Consider the following 19,940-nt stretch of genomic DNA (forward strand, 5'->3'; position numbering starts at 1 on the left):
AGGCTGGTTTCACTTCTTGTTGGTGACGGCCTTCTTCAGCAGCGAGCCGGCAGAGATCCGCACGCCATAGCTGGCCGGAATCTTGATGGTCTCACCGGTGCGGGGGTTGCGTCCGGTGCGGGCGGCACGCTTGACGCGCTCGGCCGAGAACAGACCGGTCAGCTTCAGACCCTCGCCGGACTTCATGGCCTCGACGAAGACATCCTGGAAGGCGTTGACAGCAGCTTCCGCCTGAGCCTTGGTCAGGTTGGACTTCTGCGCAATCTTCGAAACGAGATCAGACTTGTTGTATGCCATAGAACATCCTTCTTTCGGGGGCCTCCCATTGCTTGATTGGGGGAAAGCCCAACGGTCAATGACTGATATTACCGCAGATTAGGCCCAAACACCGCATTTTCCGGGGGTTTCCGACATTTCATCAAGCGATTTTTGAGGCCCTTGGGAATGAAAGTGTCCGAGGGGCCCTTTAGATGCGATTATGGTTGCTCAGCCAGCGCATGGCCAAGGCTCCCAAGGGGATGCGCAGCCAATAGGTGGCCACCCGGAAGACCAGAGTGGCCGAGATGGCTACGCCCGAGGGAACGCCTGCCAGGCGGAAGGCGGAGAAGAGCACCGCCTCTATGGCTCCCAGGCCGCCGGGTGTGGGGACAGCCGAACCCAGCGTATTGGCCAGGAGGAAGACGAAGGTGGTCTCGAAAACGTTGGTCCGGCAGCCGAAGGCCATCAGGGCGGCCCAGAAACTCATGCCCAGGGCGGCTGACTGCATCACAGCCCCAAGCACGGCCACCACCAGCTGCCTGGGCTGAGTCAATATCTCCACAAGGTGGCGGGCGTAGGAGGCCACGATGGGCATCAGGCGTTCCATGACCAGTCGCCGTGTGTAAGGCACGGCCATGATCAGGGCTGCGATGATGGCCACTGTTCCGATGACGATGACCAGGGTGTTGGTGGGGATCATCCCGGATAGGGTGTTGCGCCCGGTGAACAGCCCGATGCCGATCAGCAGACAGAAGGTGGTCGCGAACTGGACGGCCACCACGGCGCTCATGATGGCCGTGGCCATGGTGTTGTCATAACCGTCCCGCCGCAGGAACTGCAGGTTGACGAAGGCCGGCCCCACCCCGGCGGGCATGGAGACCGAGGTGAACGAGGAGGCCACCTGGGATAGGAAAATGCCCTTGAAATCGCGCTTGGCCGGGTCGATGAAGACTCCCAGGGTGATGGCGCAGCCCACCCAGGACAGTGATCCCAGCAGGAAGGAGAGGCCAGCCATCCAAGGGTTGGCATTGCGGACGGCGCTGATGACCTGGGGCAGATTGAACTGGGTGACGATGACGGCGACAGCTACTACCAGCAAGGCCAGGGCCACGAAGCTGCGCAGACTGAAACGTGAGAGGGTTACCTGGCCGGTCTCAGCCACCGACTCAGGAGGAGCCAAGGTCTGCAGCTGTTTGCGCAGATCAGTCAGAATCTGTCGATCCCAGCCAGGCAGGGCCTGGGTCTGTGAGGGGATGGCCACCATCTGGCAGAATGGCGATAGCCCCGCCAGGGTCTTGACCCCCCAGGAGGCTCGGGCGGCCGTGATGGCTTGATCCACGCCGATCATCGCGGCGATCAGGGCGAGAAGCTGGACCCGGTCCAGGGCGATGTTGGCCTGGGAGCTGGCGCTGTCTCCGTTCTCCCAGCCGGCGATGACCGCGGATCCCGACTGATCCAGGGCCAGAGTCTCTGGGCGGATGCGGCGGTGTGTGAAGCCGCGCTCGTTGGCTCGGCGAAGATAGTCCATCAGCTGCTTGGCCCTGTCGGCGTCCAGGTTCTCAGGTTCCAAGGGCCCAAGATGGACATCATCCTCAAGGACCAGAATTGAGGATTCGGCGCTCTCCGCCAGACCATAGGGGTGCAGGGTGGTCAGTCCCAGGTCCCGCAATTCAGTCAGCATGGCCATGTGGTGTTGCATGGAGTTTCTGACCGACCGATCCCGGCGCATGGAGACTCCGGACAGTTTGATCCACTGCCAGAGCTGCATCAGATAGCCCATGGTGTGCAGCTGGCCGTCCATGACCGAAACCGTGTAGGTGCGGCCATCCCTGTCACGGGCCCTGTAGATGCGTGAGGCCTCGATAAGGTCGTCGTCGAGGGCGGGCAGTGGCTGGCCATCGTTGTCTAGACTGGGATCCTGACGCTCCAGGCTGGCGGCATGGATGCCGATGGAGGCTATGGCCTGCACCACGCCCTGCCCCCAAGCGCCCTTGTTCTGCGTGCCCGCCAGGTATCGGACGACCATGCCCATGATTCGGCCAAGGATCAGCGAGACCAGAACCCCGCTGGCCGAATTGGAGGATATGGCGACCATGATGATGGCCACGACGTATAGAGCGTTCCATCCCCACTTGACCGAGCTGCGTAGTCGACGGGGTCCTGCTGCACTCAGGAAGGCAGCCAGACCGGCATAGAAGTCAGGCAGCAGGACGGGAGATCCTATGGCGTTCTGGGAGCTGAATGAGGCGATCAGGGTCGGGTTGCCCGCCTTCAGGATCAGGTTGGAGGTCAGCATGACCAGCCCGAAGCCCAGGAACATGGCCAAGGGGGCAGTGATGGCCTGGATCCATTCCCTGTTGACCAGCAGATGGACAAGCACCGCCAGGACCACGGTCACGGTCACTGCCTGCTGAAGGAAGGCCGTGGGCACGTCCATGAGCCAGTCCATGGCATTGCCGGCCTGGCGCATGTCCGACTCGACCCCGGCGGCTATGCCCTTCAGATAGACAGCTGCCAGGGTGACCAGGATTCCCAGGATCAGTGCTGCCAGGGCTCGAAGCAGGTCTTCGGCATCATGAACCCGCTGGGGTGGGGTATCCCGAATGATGACCTGGTCTTCCTGCACAGGGTCGGCGGAATCGGTGTCCTCGGGGGTGATGGTCGACTGGGACGGGGTCATGGTCAGTCGCGATCGAAGTCCACCAAGGTTCCGGCTGCACCGGTGTAGGTTGCCGGTGTCAAGGCCTTGAGCCGGCTCGCCGTGTCCTGGTCCAGGTCCAAGCCGTCGATGAAGTGCTCGACATCCTCCCGGCCGATCCTCTTGCCCCTCATCAGCTCCTTGACCTGCTCATAGGGGTGATCCATGCCTGAGCGTCCAGCCAGTCCGGCGGCCCGCATGGCCGTCTGTATGGGCTCGCCCAGGACCTCCCAGTTGCTGTCCAGCTCGTGGGCCATTAGGGCCTTGTCGGGGTGGATGGTCTGCAGGCCGCCGTCCAGGTTGTCCAGAGCCAGCAGGCTGTAGCCCAGGGCCGAACCGATGTTGCGCTGGGTGGTGGAGTCAGTCAGGTCCCGCTGCCAGCGGGTTTCGGTCAGGGTGGTGGCCAGGGTGTCCAGCAGGGCTCCTGAGATCTCCAGATTGGCTTCGGCGTTCTCGAAGCGTATGGGGTTGACCTTGTGGGGCATGGTGCTGGACCCTGTCGCGCCTTTGACGGGTTCCTGGGCAAAGACGCCGCGGGAGATGTACATCCAGACATCCACGGCCAGGTTGTGCAGGATCCGGCCCAGGTGGGCGATGTTGCCGAAGAGCTCGGCCTGCCAGTCGTGGGACTCGATCTGAGTGGTCAGCGGGTTCCAAACCAGGCCCATCCGCTCTGTGATGAAGGCCCGGGTCAGATCGATCCAATCCACCTGCGGCAGGGCGGCCAGATGAGCGCCAAAGGTTCCAGTGGCGCCATTCATCTTGCCCATGTAGTCCTGATGACGGATCCTGCCCAGCTGTCGGTGCAGCCGGTGGACGTAGACCGCCATCTCCTTGCCCAGGGTGGTGGGTGTGGCTGGCTGGCCGTGGGTCAGGGCGAGCATGGGCAGATCCCGGTATTGCTCCGCCATGGTCGCCAGATGGCTCTCGATTCGGGTGGCCTTGGGGAGCCAGACCTGTTCGACCCCGCCTCGGATGCAGCGGGCATAGGCCAGATTGTTGATGTCTTCGCTGGTGCAGGCGAAGTGGACCAGGGGTGTCAACCCGGGAAGTTGGGACTCAGGGCCAAGGGCTGTGGCTGAAGCCTCCAGACGGCGGTCGATGTAGTATTCCACAGCTTTGACATCGTGGTGGGTCTGGGCTTCAATGCCTGCCAGTTCGGTGATGCCATCGGCATCGAAATCCTCGGGGATGGCTCGCAGGTAGGCCTGTTCTGCCTCTGTTAGAGGCTCTACGCCCGGCAGGACCGGGTGCTGGCCGTTGCCCTGGTAGCCGTTGGCCAGCATGATCATCCATTCGACCTCGACCCGCATACGCTCGCGGTTCAAGGCAGGTTCGCTCAGATAGTCCACCAGATCGGCGGTCTGCCTGCGGTAACGTCCGTCCAAGGGATTGAGGGGGATGACTGGGGTGATTCGGCTCAGGTTCATGCCTCCAGCCTAGACGACCGGGTCAACCAGCAGGAATCGACATGGGCGCTTCTGGTGGATCGCGTGTCCTGCTCATCGCTGCAGCCTGCCGCGGTAATAGCGGGTCTCCTGCAGATCGCCCTCGATGGCATGGGCGAAGTGGTCGTCCTGGCGTCGTACTGCCGGTGAGTTCTGATCCCGGGCATCAGCCCAGGCCGCCCGCTGGTAGGCCATGCCATGGGTGGATTCCTTGCCGGATCCGGCAGTGGTCACTGTCCGGCCAGTTTGGCTGCCGCCTGGAGGGGGAGGTCCGCCTGCCCTTCCCCTGACGGTCAGTTGATTGGGCCGTGAGGGGTTGTCGGCTCCATCGAGGCTGGAGACCAGCTCTTCGCGCATTTCCACGCTGGTGACCCAGGTGCTTGACCCTATCTGGCGATGGGCGATGGGCGATCCGACGGTCACGATGTGATCGAAGTGGTAGCGGTTGGAAAGATCCGAGGCCATGGTGGCGGCCACGATACCGCCCTGGGAATGACCCACCAGGCTGACCGGATCGTCCGGACGCACCCCGGCATCCTGCATGGCCTGGTCCACTAGACGCAGCGAGGCCGCCCTTTCGCGTACTGAAGCCTTGTCGCTCATGAGCTGGATGTTTTGGCACCAGCCGATGGGGGAATCGAGATGGGAGCTGGTGCCGGGTATGTAGACCAGCCAACGGTCCCTGCCGTCCGCCACCCGATATCGTTGTACAGCGATGGTTGCGTAAGGAATGCCGTCCTGGCAGGATCCCAGGCTCTCCAGATTTTGCAGGGCGGTGGCAATGTCATGAGCCTCGCCCAACCCCTTGCCCTGTGGCTGTATAGGATCCATCGTGAGCTGGTCACCCTGAAGATGAGCGAGGATGAAGGGCACCAGCAGGCCTGGATCGGTGACCAATCTGCCAATAGGATCGCGGTGGTCCGAGGTCAGGTCGGATGCGGCGGCGGCCAGCAGAGGCTGATGGATGCCGGCCGTAGTTTCCAGAAATTCCTGGAATTGCGAGGCATCCAGTTTGCCGGTCAGTTTAGCTGCTCCCAAGCTCAGACCGATGGTTCCCAGCATGAACGGGGCAATAGGCTGAAACAGGGTCAAGGCCTTGGACATCAGGGAGTCTATCAGCCTTTCCATGAATGATTCCGCCTGCGAGTACAACCCGTAGGCCTTGGTCAGCCGATCGGCCACAGACTGGAGCTTGGTGCGTAGGTCTTCGCAGGCCTGAGCTTGGTCACTGCAGAAGGTCACCATCAGGTCCAGGGGCAGACTGGCGTGGCCTGGCGGCGGCACGGCAGCCTGGGTGCAGGGGAGGGCGGGCAACCCTGGCATGGTTCTGCGGATGGCCTGATTGGTGAGAATCCATTGCGTCTGCAGGGTGGCCAGGGCTCCGCCTGCCTGGTTGAGCCGGTCCGCCATGCCGGTCAGGTGGTCCAATTCTGTGCTGGTGTAACCGTTGGCATCGGGTGTGGCGGTGACCGTCCGCTTCATGGTCGGCTCTCTTGATCGATCAGGTTCAGGGTGCGTCCTGCCTGGACACGCTGATCCTGGCAGAGGGCATCCATGGCCCGTACCTGGGCCCGGTAGGCCTGAGCGGCCTTTCCCTGCCAGTCGACCCTCAGAGCCTGGTCGGCTAGTTCGCTCAGGTGGACCAGGGTTGTTCGCGACTGCCGAGCCATATCGGCCAGCATGGTCCGGCAACGGGCCACCCGTGCGTGGCAGGGGCAGGCTCCGGCCGCCTCAGGATCGGACAGGTAGGAGGGCTGCTCGAGGAAGGGGCCTAGGGTGGGTAGTGACGATGGTGATGACTTGTCCATGCGTCTACTTCATCACTGCAGTCATGCTTGCATGGCGTCGATTGGGCCATGTGGTCGAATGTTGCCTGATCCGTTTTGATGGGGACAGGTCTTCGAAAAATGATCGAGCAATGCCTGGTAAGGCCGGTCACCAGGGTTTGACGCCCTTTTCCTGATCCTGGTGGCCGCCCGTATTGCCTGTTGGGTTGGGGGAGGAGGAGGGATCGCTCTGTTGTTGGTTGCGCCTGAGCAGGTCCTCCACCTCAGCCTCCTGCTGCTTGGTCAGCCCAGAGGATGAGCCCTTACCTGATCCACTTTTTCCATCCTGCCCATTCTTGGTTGTGGCTGCTTGTTGTTTTTTGAGTATCCGTTCCGTACGTTTGGTCAGTGCAGTGCTGGTCGCTTGGTTGGCTTGCGCGGCCTGCCTGGTCTTCGGCAGAAGCAAGGGGCCCGGCCGCTCCACTTGGGCGAAAAGGCGGTCCGCCTGATCTTGCAGCGCCTTGATTGCTGCCGGGTCTGCCTGTGGGTTTCGAGCCTGCCGAATGCTGGTGTTCAGTGTGCGCGTGGCCTCGTTGTACGTGGCGATGGCTCTGACGTTGATCAGGCCCCATGCCCCGGCCAGCGCTGCTATCAGGGCTAAAACGATAAGGACCAGACGCGTTCGAAGGGTGTTCCTGCTCATAGCAATCTCCTCGAAGTACGGACCCATTGTCCTGCCTCAACCAGGATCAGGACCAGTTCTACCAGTGCCAAGGGCCAGACCAGCGGGGTGACATGTCGGCGCACCTGGTCGACCGTGGTCACCCGGTAGCGCTTGGAGACCGAAGCTGTAGCGCCCTCGCGGACAGTGACCCCCTTGGCCAGGGCCTGATAGTGGCCGCTCATCTCGTCGGCCATGGCCTTGAGGGTGTCCGGATCCATGGCCGAGATGCCCGGCTGGCCGGTCTGCGGATCCGTCACCCAGCCTCCGGCGCCGCTGCCGCCGACATCCGAGGTCAACGGCACCCTGCCTCCCTTGGCTGAGCCGGTTCCCAGGACAAAGGCCTCGTCCAGCCCCTCTCTAAGAACGCTGAAGGATCGCCGTTCGTCTCTGCCAGTCTGCTCTCCATCGCTGATCAGATAGAGCAGGATCCGGTCGTTGGGATGTCGGTCCCTGGTCTGCTTCAATGCCAGAGTCAGCCGATCCAGAGGAGCATCCAGACTGGAGCCGGAGGAACGGGAGGTGGGTTCTGTGGCCAGCCCACGGGCCCAGTTGTCCACAGCTCGCACGTCGGGGGTCAGGGGCAGATCGACGCTGGCCGAGGCGCCGAAACTCAGGGCCGAGAAGGATGCATCCGGATAGGTGTCGACCAGGTCGCGGACGGCTGCTTTGGCCGCCTCCAACCGGCTGATGCCGTCCTGGGCCCCATATCCGGCATCCTTGACTGCCATGGATCCGGTCACGTCAACCGCAATGAAGACATCAGTGGCGTTGACGGCCTTGTTGGTGGTTTTGCTGACGGTGCTGGGGGTCAGGACCATGAGGGCCAGGATCAGGACCATGGCGGTGCGCCGGGCCAAGGCCCAGCGATCGGCATCCGTATCCCGGCCCTTGCGCAGTCCATGGATGACCAGCGCAATGGCCAGGAGCAGCAGCAGACCTGCCAGAAGGCCGCCGGCCACCCAGCCCAGGGCAGGCTCAAAGGTCAGTGACTTGAGTATGTTCATCGCTTCAGCCTCCAGGCCAGGAGCAGATATCCGGACAGCGCCAGGGCCAGGGCCAGGGTCCACCAGCCGGGTGCATCCACCAGGCTGGACTGCTCCTGCTGGCGTGGGTCGGCTCCATGGCGATGTTCGATCCGGCGGACCAGCGCGTTGATGGAGTTCCCGTCCTGCCGTCGCAGGAAGATGCCGCCGCGGGCTTCGATCAGCCGCTGCATCTGCCGGGTGCTCTCCGCCTCGGTGCCTTGGTCCGGTCCCGAATAGAGTCCGTCCACCGCGATTCCTGCGGCCGAGGTCAGCTTGAGCGCCTCCTCCAGGGTGTATGTGGGTTTGCCGGAGACTACGTTATCGGTGGCCAGGACCAGGGAGCTCGAACGTTGGTCGGCCTTTGCCGGTCCGGGTTGGCCCTTGGGAGCGAATTGCGGCAGGAGCGCAGCGCAGCCCACCAGCCCGTCGCCGATCAGTGAGGTGGTGTCCCGGCGGTTCTGCGTGCCCTCCAGCCAGTCGCTGATGTCCTGGTACTGTCGCCCGCTCATGGCATCGATGCGGTCCTGGGACTGCACTCCGTCCAGGATTCGTCGTGCCTTGCTCAATTCGGCGGTGATCATGCCGTAGTCGTCGGTCAGGGGGAAGACGGTGCGCGAGGTGGAGTTGAAGATGCTCAGAGCCATGCGTTCGCCCCGGAAGTTGCGGACCAGATCGAGGTAGGAGGCGATCACCTGCCGGTCGTAGGGCAGGGTGGAGCCGGACACATCCAGACACAGCACGATATCGCGGTTGTGCCCCTGCTCCAGTGTCCGATCGACCCGGGCGGGCCTTGCCGCCAGGCTCAAAACCATCAGCAGGGCCAGAGCGAGCAGGATTGCGGCGCAACGGTTCAATCGTCGCCAGCGCTTCAGCGCCTCATGGCCCTCCTCGGTGTCCAGGTCGCTGTCCAAGGTCCAGATCCGGGCGCCCCGTTCCTGATCCAGCTTGCGACGACGCGCCGCGCGGGAGGCCAGCAGGCCGAACGCCAGGGCCAGGAACAGGGCCAGCACTGGCAGCCAGGGCCACCTCCAGGACAGATTGCCTATGCTCATCGTGGCCACCGTTCAATCAACTCCCGTACCCACTCGGCTGCCTGATCCACCGTGGCGTCGGTTCCTGTGCTGTTCCTGGGAAGGGCAAATTCAGGCGGGTAAAGGGCATCTATGGTCTGCCGAAGCAGGTCCAGACCCTGCCGGGTGCTCGGCGTACGGGGCTGAGCCTGGATTTCGGCCAAAGTCTTGGACTTCATATCACTGTTCCAGGAGCGGGAGGCAAATCCACGAGCGATGGTGGCCAGTGCCGTCATGGCCTGGTCGCGGTTCAGATGGCCCTTGTCGTACTGGGCCACCACCTGATCAATCCGCTGACGCCATGCATTGAGGGAGTCAGAGCTCGCTTGGATCGGATGCTCTTCCTGCTGACGGTGGAATCTAGGCAGGAGAATGGCTGCTCCGGCCAGGGCCAGGGCCAGTATGATGGCGGTCGCCGTCAGAGCCAGCAGCCAGGTGGGCTGAGTCATGGCGGGCATGATCTTGATTTGACCATGACCGGACGCAAGACGAATCAGGACGACAGCACTCATGCCGCCATCACCGTCCGTCGCATGGGAATGCCTGGTCGGCCGGCTGAGAGCAGGTGGATGAACCTGTTGAACATGGCTGTGCTGGAGTCGGCCCTGATCAGCGAGGCTCCGATTCTGGTCAATTCCCGGCTAAAGGCCTCGATCTGATAGCGCCTGTGCAGGTCCACGGCTTGCGTCCCGTTCGCGGTACGCAGGAAAGCCGGGATCTTGCGTCCGCTGGGCGCATCCGTTACCGAGCCCATGGCGGGCTGTTGCCGCAGGGGATTCATGGTCTCCACTCCGATGAAATTCAAGGGGTGGGTGGTTGCCAACTGTCGGATGGTCGGCATCAGGTCAACATGCAAGGCCGACTGGTCGGTGGCGATGACCAGCATGGCCTGCCTGTCCTGGATGCCGGCAGCGTAGCCCAGCAGTGCCTCAAGGTTGCGTGGCTGATCCAGCGGTGACTCCAGAGCCCGGTCCAGGGTCTGTTCGAATCGGGCGAAGCCCCCCTGGCATGGTATGCGGCGGATGGCGGATGAATCGACCAGGACCAGGTCCACCTCATCGCTGCGGCGCAGGCAGAGGGAGGCGAACATGCAGAGGGCGTTGGCGGCCACCTGGATGGCCTGCTCCCCGTCAGGGCACGTTCCAGACATCTCGCGGCCGACATCCAGCAGCAGCCAGACCTTGCTGGTAACCAGGCGCTCGCGCTCAACCACCATGGGTCGACCCATCCGTGCGCTGGCATGCCAGTCGATCATGCGGGTTTCGTCTCCGAACTCATAGGCGCGCAGGTCGGCACGTTCGTCTCCACCGCCGCGTCGGCCAGAGGAGTGCTCGCCCTCCAGCAGTCCAAGGGCCCTGCGCACCGTGGGAAGCCGCAGACTGGTGTCCAAGGACTCGATTCGTCTGCGGACCGGGTCGCGATTCGAGCGTCGGCGGCTCATGGCACCGGCACCGTGTCGACGATCTGGTCGATGATGTCGTCGCTGCTGATGCCGTCGGCCTGAGCCTCAAAGGTCAGCAGGATCCGGTGGCGGAGTACCGAATGGGCCCAGTCCTTCAGATCCTCGGGAATGACGTAATCCCTGCCAGTCAGCAGGGCCCTGGCCTGGCCGATGCGCACCAGGGCGATGGAGGCACGCGGGCTGGCTCCCAGCCTCACCTGCTCGGCCAGCCCTTGGATGGGCCGCGATCCAGCCCCCCTGCTGGTGGCCGCCAGATCGACCGCATATCGCATGATGGGCTGTGCCACGTGGACCTGCCGGGCCTTCTGCCTCAGGAAGTCCACATCGGCGATGGTCAGTGCGTCCCGATCGTCCTTGCCGGGCATATCGGTGCCTCGGCTGGTCAGCATCTGCAGCATTCGGGTCTCCTGGTCGGCATCAGGATAGGTCATGACGGCCTTGAGCATGAACCGGTCCATTTGGGCCTCGGGCAGGTTGTAGGTGCCCTCCTCCTCGATGGGGTTCTGGGTGGCTATCACCATGAAGGGCCGGGGCAGGGCTATGCGTTCGCCGCCGATGGTGGTGGCGCCCTCGGCCATGGCCTCCAGCATGGCTGACTGGGTCTTGGCGTTGGAGCGGTTGATCTCGTCCATGAGGACGAAGTTGGCGTGAATGGGACCCAGCTGTGTCGAGAAGCGCTGTGTGGAGAAGTCGTAGACCTGGGTGCCTACCAGATCCGAGGGCATCAGGTCGGGCGTGCACTGGATCCGCTTGAAGCTGCCGGAGACCGAGGTGGCCAGAGTCTGGGCGGCGGTGGTCTTGGCCAGGCCGGGCACGGATTCGATCAGGATGTGTCCTGAGGCCACCAGCGTCAGGATCAGGGCCTCGCGCAGGTTCTCCTGGCCTACCAGAGTCCTGGAAAAGCGGGTTCGAATCCGGTCGGCCAACTGACGGCAACGTTGCAGGTCGTCCTGGCTGATTGGCGGAACCTGCCGGTCCTGACCGGGCTGAACAGATGGGGACTGACTGGGTCGAGGTGGGAATAATGCCATAGCAGATATGGTAACGGCATTTCCTGACGACTCAGCCAGCAGGACTCAGGTCAGGGACCAGTCCACCGGCTGGGCGCCCATGGCCTCCAGCGCTTGGTTGGCCTTGGAGAATGGGCGGGATCCGAAGAAGCCGTATCGGGCCGACATGGGGCTGGGATGCGGGGATTTGATGATGGCCGCATTGGTCAGCAGGGGCTCCAGGCTCTGGGCCTGTCGTCCCCAAAGAATGGCCACCAGGGGCCGGACCTTGCCCTCCTGGTCGCGTCGGTCGTTCAGAGCTCGGATGGCGGCGTCGGTGATCTCCTCCCAACCCTTGTTCCGGTGGCTGGCCGGCTTGCCCACCCGTACCGTCAGGCAGCGGTTGAGCAGCATGACCCCTCGCCTGGTCCAAGGCGTCAGATCGCCGTTGGAGGGCGTGGGCAGGCCCAGGTCGGAGCTGAGCTCGGTGTAAATATTGCGCAGGGAGCCGGGAATGGGGCTGACTGCAGGGTCCACGCAGAAGCTCAGGCCCACCGGATGGCCGGGCGTCGGATAGGGATCTTGGCCCACGATCAGAACCTTGATGGAGTCGAAGGGGATGGTAAAGGCGCGCAGGATGTTCTTGCTGGCAGGCAGATAGCGGTGGCCCTGGGCCAGCTCGGATCTGAGGAAGTCGCCCATACGGTGAATGTTGGGCTCGACAGGAGCGAGAGCCTCGGCCCAGCCGGGGTCCACCAAGGCGCTCAGAGGTTTGCGATGGGTTCGGCCCTGGCCTCCTGCTATGGTCGGAGGGTTGGTACCGGTTCCGTTCGTCGGCGCGGGGGAGGTTGCGGCAATAGGCTGGCTGCTGTTCATAAGGTCACTATATCGCTTGGTGATATGAGCCGGTCAGGGTTGTCATGGCTCTCTTAGGCTTGCGGGGAACGTCGGATGGTCAGCGGGATGCTGCTCCGGCGTCCCATTACATATAATGGTTCAGGATCCGGTGGAGCGGAGGAGAGTTCATGGCTAGCACGCGCGACAATGGGACGCAGGCGCGCCCCCAGGTTCATGATGCGTTCGACAACCCTCCCAAGGGGCCGGTCGGTGTGCATCGGGGGCCGCGTTCCCTGCCGGTCAGGGCTCTGCCCTACCTGCTGGTGGTGGTCTTGGCCGTGCTGTGCGGACTGGGCTTATGGGCTGCAGTCAGCGGCTCCCTGCCCTGGCAGCAGACCCACACCGATGCCTCCCGGGTCATCAGCAGCCATCTGCCCAAGCGATCCGCCTCCTCCTCAGACAGCAAGCCCTCTGCTGAAACATCCTCCCAGGAGCAGGCTTCACAGGAGTCCTCGCAGTCGCCTTCGGCGAGCGCATCCAGCAGCAGCCCGGCACCTGTGGTCAACAGGGGCACACAGGTGGCCGTCATCAACGGAACCAGGATCACCGGGCATGCGGGCAGCAAGCGCCAGGTCCTGGTCAATGCCGGTTACACTGCGGTCACGGCAACCAACCCGCAGGGCGCTCTGCCTGGCGTAAGCACGGTCCGTTACCGTGATGAGGCCGACAAGGCTACCGCCCAGGAGGTGGCCAGCCTGTTGGGCATCACCCAGGTGGAGCAGTCCTCCGTGGCATCCACACCGGTGGAAGCCATCCTCATGCAATGAGGTTCAGCCAGCCGGACGACCAAGGAAATTCGACGGCAAAAGTTCCCGAATTTCGGCTCGGCGTTTTGCAATTGCCCTATCGATAGGCCTAAACTGACCTTGCCGACCAGGCAGATGCGGTCAGTCTCGTATCTGTTGTGACGCGGCACCTATGTTAAGGAAGTTAGTTATGGCACAAGGCACTGTGAAATTCTTCAGCGCTGGCAAGGGTTACGGATTCATCAATCCCGACGATGGCGGCGAGGACGTGTTCGTGCACTACTCGGCCATTCAGTCCGACGGGTTCAAGACCCTTGATGAGGGAGATAAGGTCGAATATCAGGTGGAAGAGGGCCCCAAGGGTCTGCAGGCAACCAAGGTCACCAAGCTCTGATTGTCGTCTTCTGTATTCGTCATGGTGGATCCCGGTTATTCCGGGGTCCATTTTTTGTAGCATGTGTTTCGAATTACAGTGCTGAGCCGGGACTGTGCAGGGTGCGGATTGCCTGTGGGCGCGGCCGATGGGTCAGGGGCGATATGGCATACAGCCTGCAGCGTATTTTCCCCTGGGGTTGGCACTCGGCTCCACCGAGTGCTAATCTGCTGAATTAGCACTCGAGGTGCGGGAGTGATAACACGACAGCTGACGGTCGGGTTCCGTTCCACGCCGACGGTGGGTCATGAAACCTCAAGCCATGACGGAGGAAGCAACAATGGCAAAAATCATCGAGTATGACGAGGAAGCTCGTCAGGGCATGCTTGCCGGCCTGGACAAGCTGGCCGACACAGTCAAGGTCACCTTGGGCCCCAAGGGTCGCAATGTGGTGCTGGACAAGTCCTACGGCGCGCCGACCATCACCAACGACGGCGTCTCCATCGCCAAGGAGATCGACCTGGAGGATCCTTACGAGCGCATCGGCGCCGAGCTGGTCAAGGAAGTCGCCAAGAAGACTGACGACGTAGCCGGAGACGGCACCACCACCGCCACCGTACTGGCCCAGTCCCTGGTGCATGAGGGTCTGAAGAACGTGGCTGCAGGGTCCAACCCCATCGCCCTGCGTCGCGGCATTGAGAAGGCCGCCGACGCCATCGTCAAGGAGCTCGTGGCGCAGTCCAAGGAAGTCGAGACCAAGGACCAGATCGCTGCCACCGCCACCATCTCTGCAGGCGACCCCGAGATCGGCAATGAGATCGCCGAGGCCCTGGACAAGGTCGGCCAGGACGGCGTGGTCACCGTCGAGGACAACAACCGCTTCGGCCTGGACCTGGAGTTCACCGAGGGCATGCGCTTCGACAAGGGCTACATCGCCCCCTACTTCGTCACCAACAACGACGACCAGACCGCCGTTCTGGATGATCCTTACATTCTGCTGACCTCGGGCAAGGTCTCCAGCCAGCAGGACGTGGTCCACATCGCCGAGCTGGTCATGAAGACCGGCAAGCCGCTGCTGATCGTCGCTGAGGATGTGGATGGCGAGGCGCTGCCCACCCTGATCCTCAACAAGATCCGCGGTACCTTCAACTCCTGCGCCGTCAAGGCTCCTGGCTTCGGCGACCGCCGCAAGGCCATGCTGCAGGATATGGCCATTCTGACCGGCGCACAGGTGGTCTCCGACGAGCTCGGCCTCAAGCTGGACTCCATCGACATGAGCGTGCTGGGCACCGCCAAGAAGGTCATCGTCTCCAAGGACGAGACCACCATCGTCTCCGGCGGTGGTTCCAAGGATGAGGTCTCCGCTCGCGTGGGCCAGATCCGCACTGAGATCGAGAACACCGACTCCGACTACGACCGCGAGAAGCTGCAGGAGCGGCTGGCCAAGCTGGCCGGCGGCGTGGCCGTCATCAAGGTCGGCGCGGCCACCGAGGTCGAGGCCAAGGAGCGCAAGCACCGCATCGAGGATGCTGTCCGCAACGCCAAGGCCGCCATTGAAGAGGGCCTGCTGCCCGGAGGCGGCGTGGCTCTGGTTCAGGCCGCTGCCAAGGCTGAGAAGGATGTCAAGCTGGATGGCGACGAGTCCACCGGCGCATCCATCGTCTTCCGCGCCATCGAGGCCCCCATCAAGCAGATTGCCGAGAACAGCGGCATCTCCGGTGACGTGGTCATCAACAAGGTCCGTTCGCTGCCTGCTGGCCAGGGCTTCAACGCCGCCAACAACGAGTACCAGGACCTGCTGGAGGCCGGCGTGGCCGACCCCGTCAAGGTGACCCGTTCTGCCCTGCAGAACGCGGCCTCCATCGCCGGGCTCTTCCTGACCACCGAGGCTGTCGTGGCCAACAAGCCTGAGCCTCCGGCACCTGCCGCCGCTCAGCCTCAGGGCGACATGGGCTACTGATCCTTATAGGTTCGGCCGAGGGCTTTCCGGCTGAACCTGGTGATCGCCAAGGACAGGGGCCTGCACACCGGACTATGGTGTGCAGGCCCCTGTTCGCTTGTTCGTTTACTGCGCCATGAGTTTTCACGATCCGGGTTTGGCAGCAGGTACTCATGGTGAACCGGTTGAAAGCTGCCAACATCCATGGTCTGGTGCTCAGGCTCCGGCGAAGAGACGGGTGGCCTGGGCCTCGGTGTCCGCATAGAGCGACGATGCCTGTGTCAGAGCTGCCTGGATACCTTCAAGCGCCTGTTCCATCTGAGCCTGTGAGGCGCGCCACTGCTGGGCCACTGTGGCGAATTGGCTGGCCGCCGAACCCTGCCAGACGCTTTGAAGATTGTCCAGATTGGTGTACATTCCCGCCACGGCATCTCTGATGGCCCCTATTGAGCCACTGACCGCGCCGGAGGCCGTCTGTATCTGATCCGAATCAACTTGGAACCGTGTCATGATTGTCCTTTCCGTGAATGGCGGTGATGGTGGGGGAGTCCAATGCCGTCAACCGCTACTGTGGACACTATGACAGTGTTCACGCAGTTGCCCCGTCCGCGGACCCATGTGGTCGAACGAGTCCCCCTCCACAAGACGAATCCGGTCGGCGTCTCATCCTTGAGGCGGGTGCTGGCTTTCCTGCTCTTGATGATTTTGACGGTCGGCGTTCCGGGGCCGACCAAGGCTATTGCCGATGAGCCTCAGACTGGGGCCGGAACCATGACCGACACGATCACCGATCCGCAGAATCTGCTGGGTTCGGATGTGGGATCCGTCAAGGATGCTATCCAGGAAACCGCCGAGCAGACAGGAGTATCGGTCCGACTGCTCTACCTTCCGCATTTCTATCAGGGCGTCAAGCCTGAGACCTGGGCATCCAGGGTGCTCGAATCGATGAAGCCCACCCACGACACGGTTCTGTTGGCTGTGGCCTCTCAGGACGGCAAATTGGTCGTGGCGGTCTCCAGCAACTCGCAGGCCTGGCTCAAGGATCAGTCCAGCGTAGATCAGCTCTCGCAGGCTGCTCTGGAGCCGGTCACCAAGGGCCGCAATCCCGACTGGGTGGGCTCGGCCAAGGCCATGATGGACCAGGTTGAGACTCTTGACCAAAACCACCGGCATCACCGGGTGATGATCATTGCTCTTTCGGTGACGGTTGTCGTCCTGGTCATGCTTGGCGTAGCCGTTACGATTTGGTGGCGTCGCAGTAGCCGAACCGGGGCCCATCATCGCAAGTCCAGCTCTGGGAAGAAACAATCGCGCCCGACAGAGACGGTCAGCAAACTATCAGATAATACCCAGAAAGACGCGGCAAGCTGAAACCATGAGCAAACCGACGCAAGCACAACTGGTCGTGGTCGACGACGAACCGTCCATCAGGGATCTGCTAGTGGCCTCTCTGCACTTCGCAGGCTTTGCGGTTGAGACCGCGGCGTCCGGCTCCGAGGCCATTCAGGTCATTGAGCGCACCCAGCCGGATCTGATCGTCCTGGATGTCATGCTGCCTGACATCGATGGATTCACGGTCACCTCTCGTATCCGTCAGGAGGGAATCGAGGCGCCGGTGCTCTTCCTGACGGCCAGGGATGATACCCAGGACAAGGTCATGGGGTTGACTGTGGGCGGCGACGACTACGTGACTAAACCCTTCAGCCTGGAGGAGGTCGTGGCCAGGATCAAGGCCATATTGCGCAGGACGCGCGAGCATCAGGAGGACGACCCGATCATCCGGGTGGGGGATCTGGAGATCAACGAGGATTCGCACGACGTCACCAGGGCCGGGCGACCCATCGACCTGAGTCCGACCGAATACAAGCTGCTGCGCTACCTGATGGACAATGAGGGTCGTGTGCTCAGCAAGGCGCAGATTCTGGACCATGTCTGGCAGTACGACTGGGGCGGGGATGCAGCCATTGTGGAGTCCTACATCTCCTACCTGCGCAAGAAGGTGGATGGCATCACCATCAGCGACGGACACGGCGGGGAGCGCAAGGTCACCCCGCTGATCGAGACCAAGCGGGGCATCGGCTACATGATTCGGGCCCCTAGGCAGAACGCATCGGATGGCGGCGATGGCGACTAGTCCCTTGGGCTCGACTCCCATGGCAGAACCGTCGGCTGACAGGACCAACTCCGTCATGGGTTCGGATTCCGGCAAGGGAAAGGGCTCCGGCAGACCGAGGGGTCGGTTCATGCGCAGGTCGCCGCTGGCTGCCATTCCCCTGAGCACCAAACTTGTGGCCAGCATGCTCATCCTGCTCATCGTGGGCACGGTGGGTGTCTCTGTGGCCATCTGCCAGATGGCCGACGACTATCTGATGAAGCGCACGGACTCCCAGTTGATCCGCCAGGCCAACCTGGGCATCCGCAACGCCACCCTGCTGCGCCAGGAGGATCTGAGCAAGAATGGCCTTGGCCCCACTGACTACTTCCTGCAGATCCGCGACGACAAGCTGCACATTATTTCGGACGATCTGAATCCTATGCAGGTCAACGGGGTCATTTCCCGCCCGCGTCTGCCCGCCGACGGCAGCCTGGACTCGATACCCCTGGGCAAGCCGACCACGGTGCCAGCCTATGTGCGCGTCTCGCGACAGGCCTCGCCAGACCGGGACACCATGAAGCGAGCCCGGGCCTCCTGGCGGGTGGTAGCCATGCAGTGGAAGCTGCGCAACGAACTGGACGGCTCCGAAATCAGCGGGATCCTCTTCATCGGTCTGTCCATGAGCGACCAGGACGAGGCCGTGCACGATCTGACGGCTTTCTGCATGATCATTTCCGTTGTTGTGGTCCTTCTGGGCGGAGTCATCTCGGTCCTGCTGATCCAGTCCACCTTGGTTCCCCTCAAACGCATCGAGAAGACTGCTGCCAAGATAGCGGCCGGTGACCTATCCCAACGCATTCCCAGCTTCCCGGAGAATACCGAGGTGGGTTCCCTGGCAGCATCCCTGAATGCCATGCTGGCGCGAATCGAGCATTCCTTCGACGAGCAGCGCCAGACCACCGAGAAAATGAAGCAGTTCGTTTCGGATGCCAGCCATGAGCTTCGTACCCCTCTGGCCGCCATCCACGGCTACGCAGAGCTCTACAGGATGCAGCGCGACTATCCCGGGGCTCTGGAGCGGGCCGACAAGTCCATCCAGCACATCGAAGACTCTTCGACCAGGATGACGGTCCTGGTCACGGATCTGCTCTCGCTTGCACGTCTGGATGAGGGCAGGGGGATCGACACGACCCTGCCGGTCGATCTGACTGGACTGGTGCGAGACGGGGTCGACGACCTGCATGCCTTGGATCCGGGCAGAGAAGTGGTTACCGGAAGGGTTTGCCTGCATACCGAAGATCAGCCCGCTCCCCAGGAGATGCCGGTCACGCCCAACAAGGGTCTGCCAGGCCTCAAGGGACGCAACAAGGAAAAGATCACCGTGGGCGGGCACCTGGGCCCAGCCGTCAGTCTGGACATCCAGGAGGGTCCCCTGCCCTCGGTGCCGGTGACTGGAGACCCCAGCCGCCTGCGTCAGGTGATTACCAATATCATAGGCAATATCCACCGCTACACCCCATCTGATTCGCCGGTCCAGGTGGGAGTGGGCCTGGTCAAGGCGACCATCGCACCGGCGGATCTGACCAGGTTGGAGGCCACTGAGTCCTCGCTGGGACACCTGACCGAGGCGATCCAGGTAGCAGAGAACAGCCATGTGGGCACCGACTATGCCATCATCCGGGTGGTTGACCACGGGCCAGGCGTCCCGGAGGAATCCAGATCCAGACTCTTTGAGCGCTTCTACACGGCCGACCCGTCCAGGGCTCGGGAGAAGGGCGGCACGGGGCTTGGACTGGCCATTGTCCAGTCCATTGTCAAAGCTCATCAGGGGTTCATCTGCGCCTCGCAGACCCCGGGGGGCGGTTTGACTTTCACCATCGTCATACCCCAGGGCGGCAGCCGGGATCAGGGGCACGCTGAGGACCAGGCCAATTCGGCCGGCAATCGTCCCGTACGCCTATGACAAGATGGGTCGTCCTGCCCCTTCCGTTCAGGTAGACTGAACTCGGATATATCAGTTCAAGAAGCAACATAAGGAAGTGGCAGAGCATGCCCAGCGGGAGAGTACGGTGGTACGACGCCAAACGGGGGTTCGGGTTCATCACGGATGAACAAGGTGAGGATGTCTTCCTGCCCTCATCGGCCCTGCCCGCCGGAGTGTCCACCATACGCAAGGGATCCCGGGTGGAGTTCTCAGTGGCTGAGGGCCGCAAGGGCCCCCAGGCCCTGGAGCTGAAGCTGGTGGGGCCGACCCCCTCCATTCTGCGTGCCAAGCGACCTGATCCGGACGACATGGCCGCCATCGTGGAGGACTTGATCAAGCTGCTGGACTCCGCGGGCAATGGCCTGCGTCGACACCACTATCCAGGTCGGGCTGAATCCGCCAAGCTGGCTACCCTCTTAAGGGCTGTGGCCGATGACTTTGACGTGCCGGACTGAGCAGACGGCGA

At 62.6% G+C, this 19,940-nt stretch carries 20 protein-coding genes; 7 read left to right on the forward strand and 13 right to left on the reverse strand.

Annotated elements, in window-relative coordinates:
* Window positions 1-9: 9 nt before the first annotated feature.
* From AC0AII_RS02490 to AC0AII_RS02545, 12 genes are all read right to left on the reverse strand, one after another.
* Window positions 10-297 carry an HU family DNA-binding protein gene (locus AC0AII_RS02490; protein ID WP_015022121.1) on the reverse strand — a complete coding sequence of 96 codons (288 nt, stop codon included), beginning with the start codon at window positions 295-297 and terminating at the stop codon, window positions 10-12.
* A 169-nt stretch (window positions 298-466) separates the two neighbouring features.
* On the reverse strand, window positions 467-2,938 hold the full coding sequence (locus AC0AII_RS02495) for a lysylphosphatidylglycerol synthase transmembrane domain-containing protein (RefSeq protein WP_490445965.1): 2,472 nt from the start codon (window positions 2,936-2,938) through the stop codon (window positions 467-469).
* Between the two features lie 2 nt (window positions 2,939-2,940).
* Entirely contained in the window at window positions 2,941-4,386 is a 1,446-nt protein-coding gene (purB, locus tag AC0AII_RS02500) for an adenylosuccinate lyase (protein WP_490445966.1), read from the reverse strand.
* Window positions 4,387-4,458: 72 nt separating this feature from the next.
* Window positions 4,459-5,886, reverse strand: a complete 1,428-nt coding sequence (locus AC0AII_RS02505; protein ID WP_490445967.1) for an esterase/lipase family protein — start codon at window positions 5,884-5,886, stop codon at window positions 4,459-4,461.
* Complete coding sequence (locus AC0AII_RS02510; protein ID WP_306221070.1) at window positions 5,883-6,212, reverse strand: hypothetical protein; 330 nt, start codon at window positions 6,210-6,212, stop codon at window positions 5,883-5,885. Before AC0AII_RS02510 ends, AC0AII_RS02505 begins: the two co-directional genes overlap by 4 nt.
* Window positions 6,213-6,339: 127 nt before the next feature.
* The gene (locus tag AC0AII_RS02515) at window positions 6,340-6,873 is read right to left on the reverse strand and encodes a DUF6466 family protein (RefSeq protein WP_490445968.1); all 534 of its coding nucleotides are present in this window, start codon (window positions 6,871-6,873) and stop codon (window positions 6,340-6,342) included.
* Window positions 6,870-7,898, reverse strand: a complete 1,029-nt coding sequence (locus tag AC0AII_RS02520) for a vWA domain-containing protein (protein WP_490445969.1) — start codon at window positions 7,896-7,898, stop codon at window positions 6,870-6,872. Before AC0AII_RS02520 ends, AC0AII_RS02515 begins: the two co-directional genes overlap by 4 nt.
* Entirely contained in the window at window positions 7,895-8,971 is a 1,077-nt protein-coding gene (locus AC0AII_RS02525) for a vWA domain-containing protein (RefSeq protein WP_313838027.1), read from the reverse strand. Before AC0AII_RS02525 ends, AC0AII_RS02520 begins: the two co-directional genes overlap by 4 nt.
* Window positions 8,968-9,501 carry a hypothetical protein gene (locus AC0AII_RS02530; protein ID WP_490445970.1) on the reverse strand — a complete coding sequence of 178 codons (534 nt, stop codon included), beginning with the start codon at window positions 9,499-9,501 and terminating at the stop codon, window positions 8,968-8,970. The genes AC0AII_RS02525 and AC0AII_RS02530 overlap by 4 nt, the downstream gene beginning before the upstream one ends.
* Entirely contained in the window at window positions 9,498-10,430 is a 933-nt protein-coding gene (locus AC0AII_RS02535) for a DUF58 domain-containing protein (protein ID WP_490445971.1), read from the reverse strand. Before AC0AII_RS02535 ends, AC0AII_RS02530 begins: the two co-directional genes overlap by 4 nt.
* Window positions 10,427-11,482, reverse strand: a complete 1,056-nt coding sequence (locus AC0AII_RS02540) for an AAA family ATPase (protein WP_144085759.1) — start codon at window positions 11,480-11,482, stop codon at window positions 10,427-10,429. The genes AC0AII_RS02535 and AC0AII_RS02540 overlap by 4 nt, the downstream gene beginning before the upstream one ends.
* Window positions 11,483-11,527: 45 nt before the next feature.
* The gene (locus tag AC0AII_RS02545; protein WP_232341819.1) at window positions 11,528-12,316 is read right to left on the reverse strand and encodes a uracil-DNA glycosylase; all 789 of its coding nucleotides are present in this window, start codon (window positions 12,314-12,316) and stop codon (window positions 11,528-11,530) included.
* A gap of 149 nt (window positions 12,317-12,465) precedes the next feature.
* Here AC0AII_RS02545 and AC0AII_RS02550 point away from each other — a divergent pair, with 149 nt between their 5' ends.
* From AC0AII_RS02550 to groL, 3 genes are all read left to right on the forward strand, one after another.
* Window positions 12,466-13,104 (forward strand): LytR C-terminal domain-containing protein, encoded by a 639-nt coding sequence (locus tag AC0AII_RS02550; protein ID WP_490445972.1) that lies wholly within the window; start codon window positions 12,466-12,468, stop codon window positions 13,102-13,104.
* A 169-nt stretch (window positions 13,105-13,273) separates the two neighbouring features.
* The gene (locus AC0AII_RS02555; protein WP_045924634.1) at window positions 13,274-13,477 is read left to right on the forward strand and encodes a cold-shock protein; all 204 of its coding nucleotides are present in this window, start codon (window positions 13,274-13,276) and stop codon (window positions 13,475-13,477) included.
* A gap of 319 nt (window positions 13,478-13,796) precedes the next feature.
* Complete coding sequence (gene groL, locus AC0AII_RS02560; protein WP_101432598.1) at window positions 13,797-15,416, forward strand: chaperonin GroEL; 1,620 nt, start codon at window positions 13,797-13,799, stop codon at window positions 15,414-15,416.
* Window positions 15,417-15,611: 195 nt separating this feature from the next.
* Here groL and AC0AII_RS02565 read toward each other — a convergent pair whose 3' ends face one another.
* Window positions 15,612-15,905, reverse strand: coding sequence for a WXG100 family type VII secretion target (locus AC0AII_RS02565; protein ID WP_024626574.1), 294 nt, complete (start codon window positions 15,903-15,905; stop codon window positions 15,612-15,614).
* 69 nt (window positions 15,906-15,974) lie between these two features.
* Between AC0AII_RS02565 and AC0AII_RS02570 the strand changes: the two genes are divergently transcribed.
* From AC0AII_RS02570 to AC0AII_RS02585, 4 genes are all read left to right on the forward strand, one after another.
* Window positions 15,975-16,766 carry a TPM domain-containing protein gene (locus tag AC0AII_RS02570; protein WP_490445973.1) on the forward strand — a complete coding sequence of 264 codons (792 nt, stop codon included), beginning with the start codon at window positions 15,975-15,977 and terminating at the stop codon, window positions 16,764-16,766.
* 4 nt (window positions 16,767-16,770) lie between these two features.
* Window positions 16,771-17,529, forward strand: a complete 759-nt coding sequence (locus tag AC0AII_RS02575; protein ID WP_144085762.1) for a response regulator transcription factor — start codon at window positions 16,771-16,773, stop codon at window positions 17,527-17,529.
* Between the two features lie 19 nt (window positions 17,530-17,548).
* The gene (locus tag AC0AII_RS02580) at window positions 17,549-19,453 is read left to right on the forward strand and encodes a sensor histidine kinase (protein ID WP_490445974.1); all 1,905 of its coding nucleotides are present in this window, start codon (window positions 17,549-17,551) and stop codon (window positions 19,451-19,453) included.
* Window positions 19,454-19,539: 86 nt separating this feature from the next.
* Window positions 19,540-19,929 (forward strand): cold-shock protein, encoded by a 390-nt coding sequence (locus AC0AII_RS02585; RefSeq protein ID WP_490445975.1) that lies wholly within the window; start codon window positions 19,540-19,542, stop codon window positions 19,927-19,929.
* Window positions 19,930-19,940: the final 11 nt, after the last annotated feature.

This window comes from Bifidobacterium sp. VU/mBH4 (B4) (assembly GCF_058199535.1).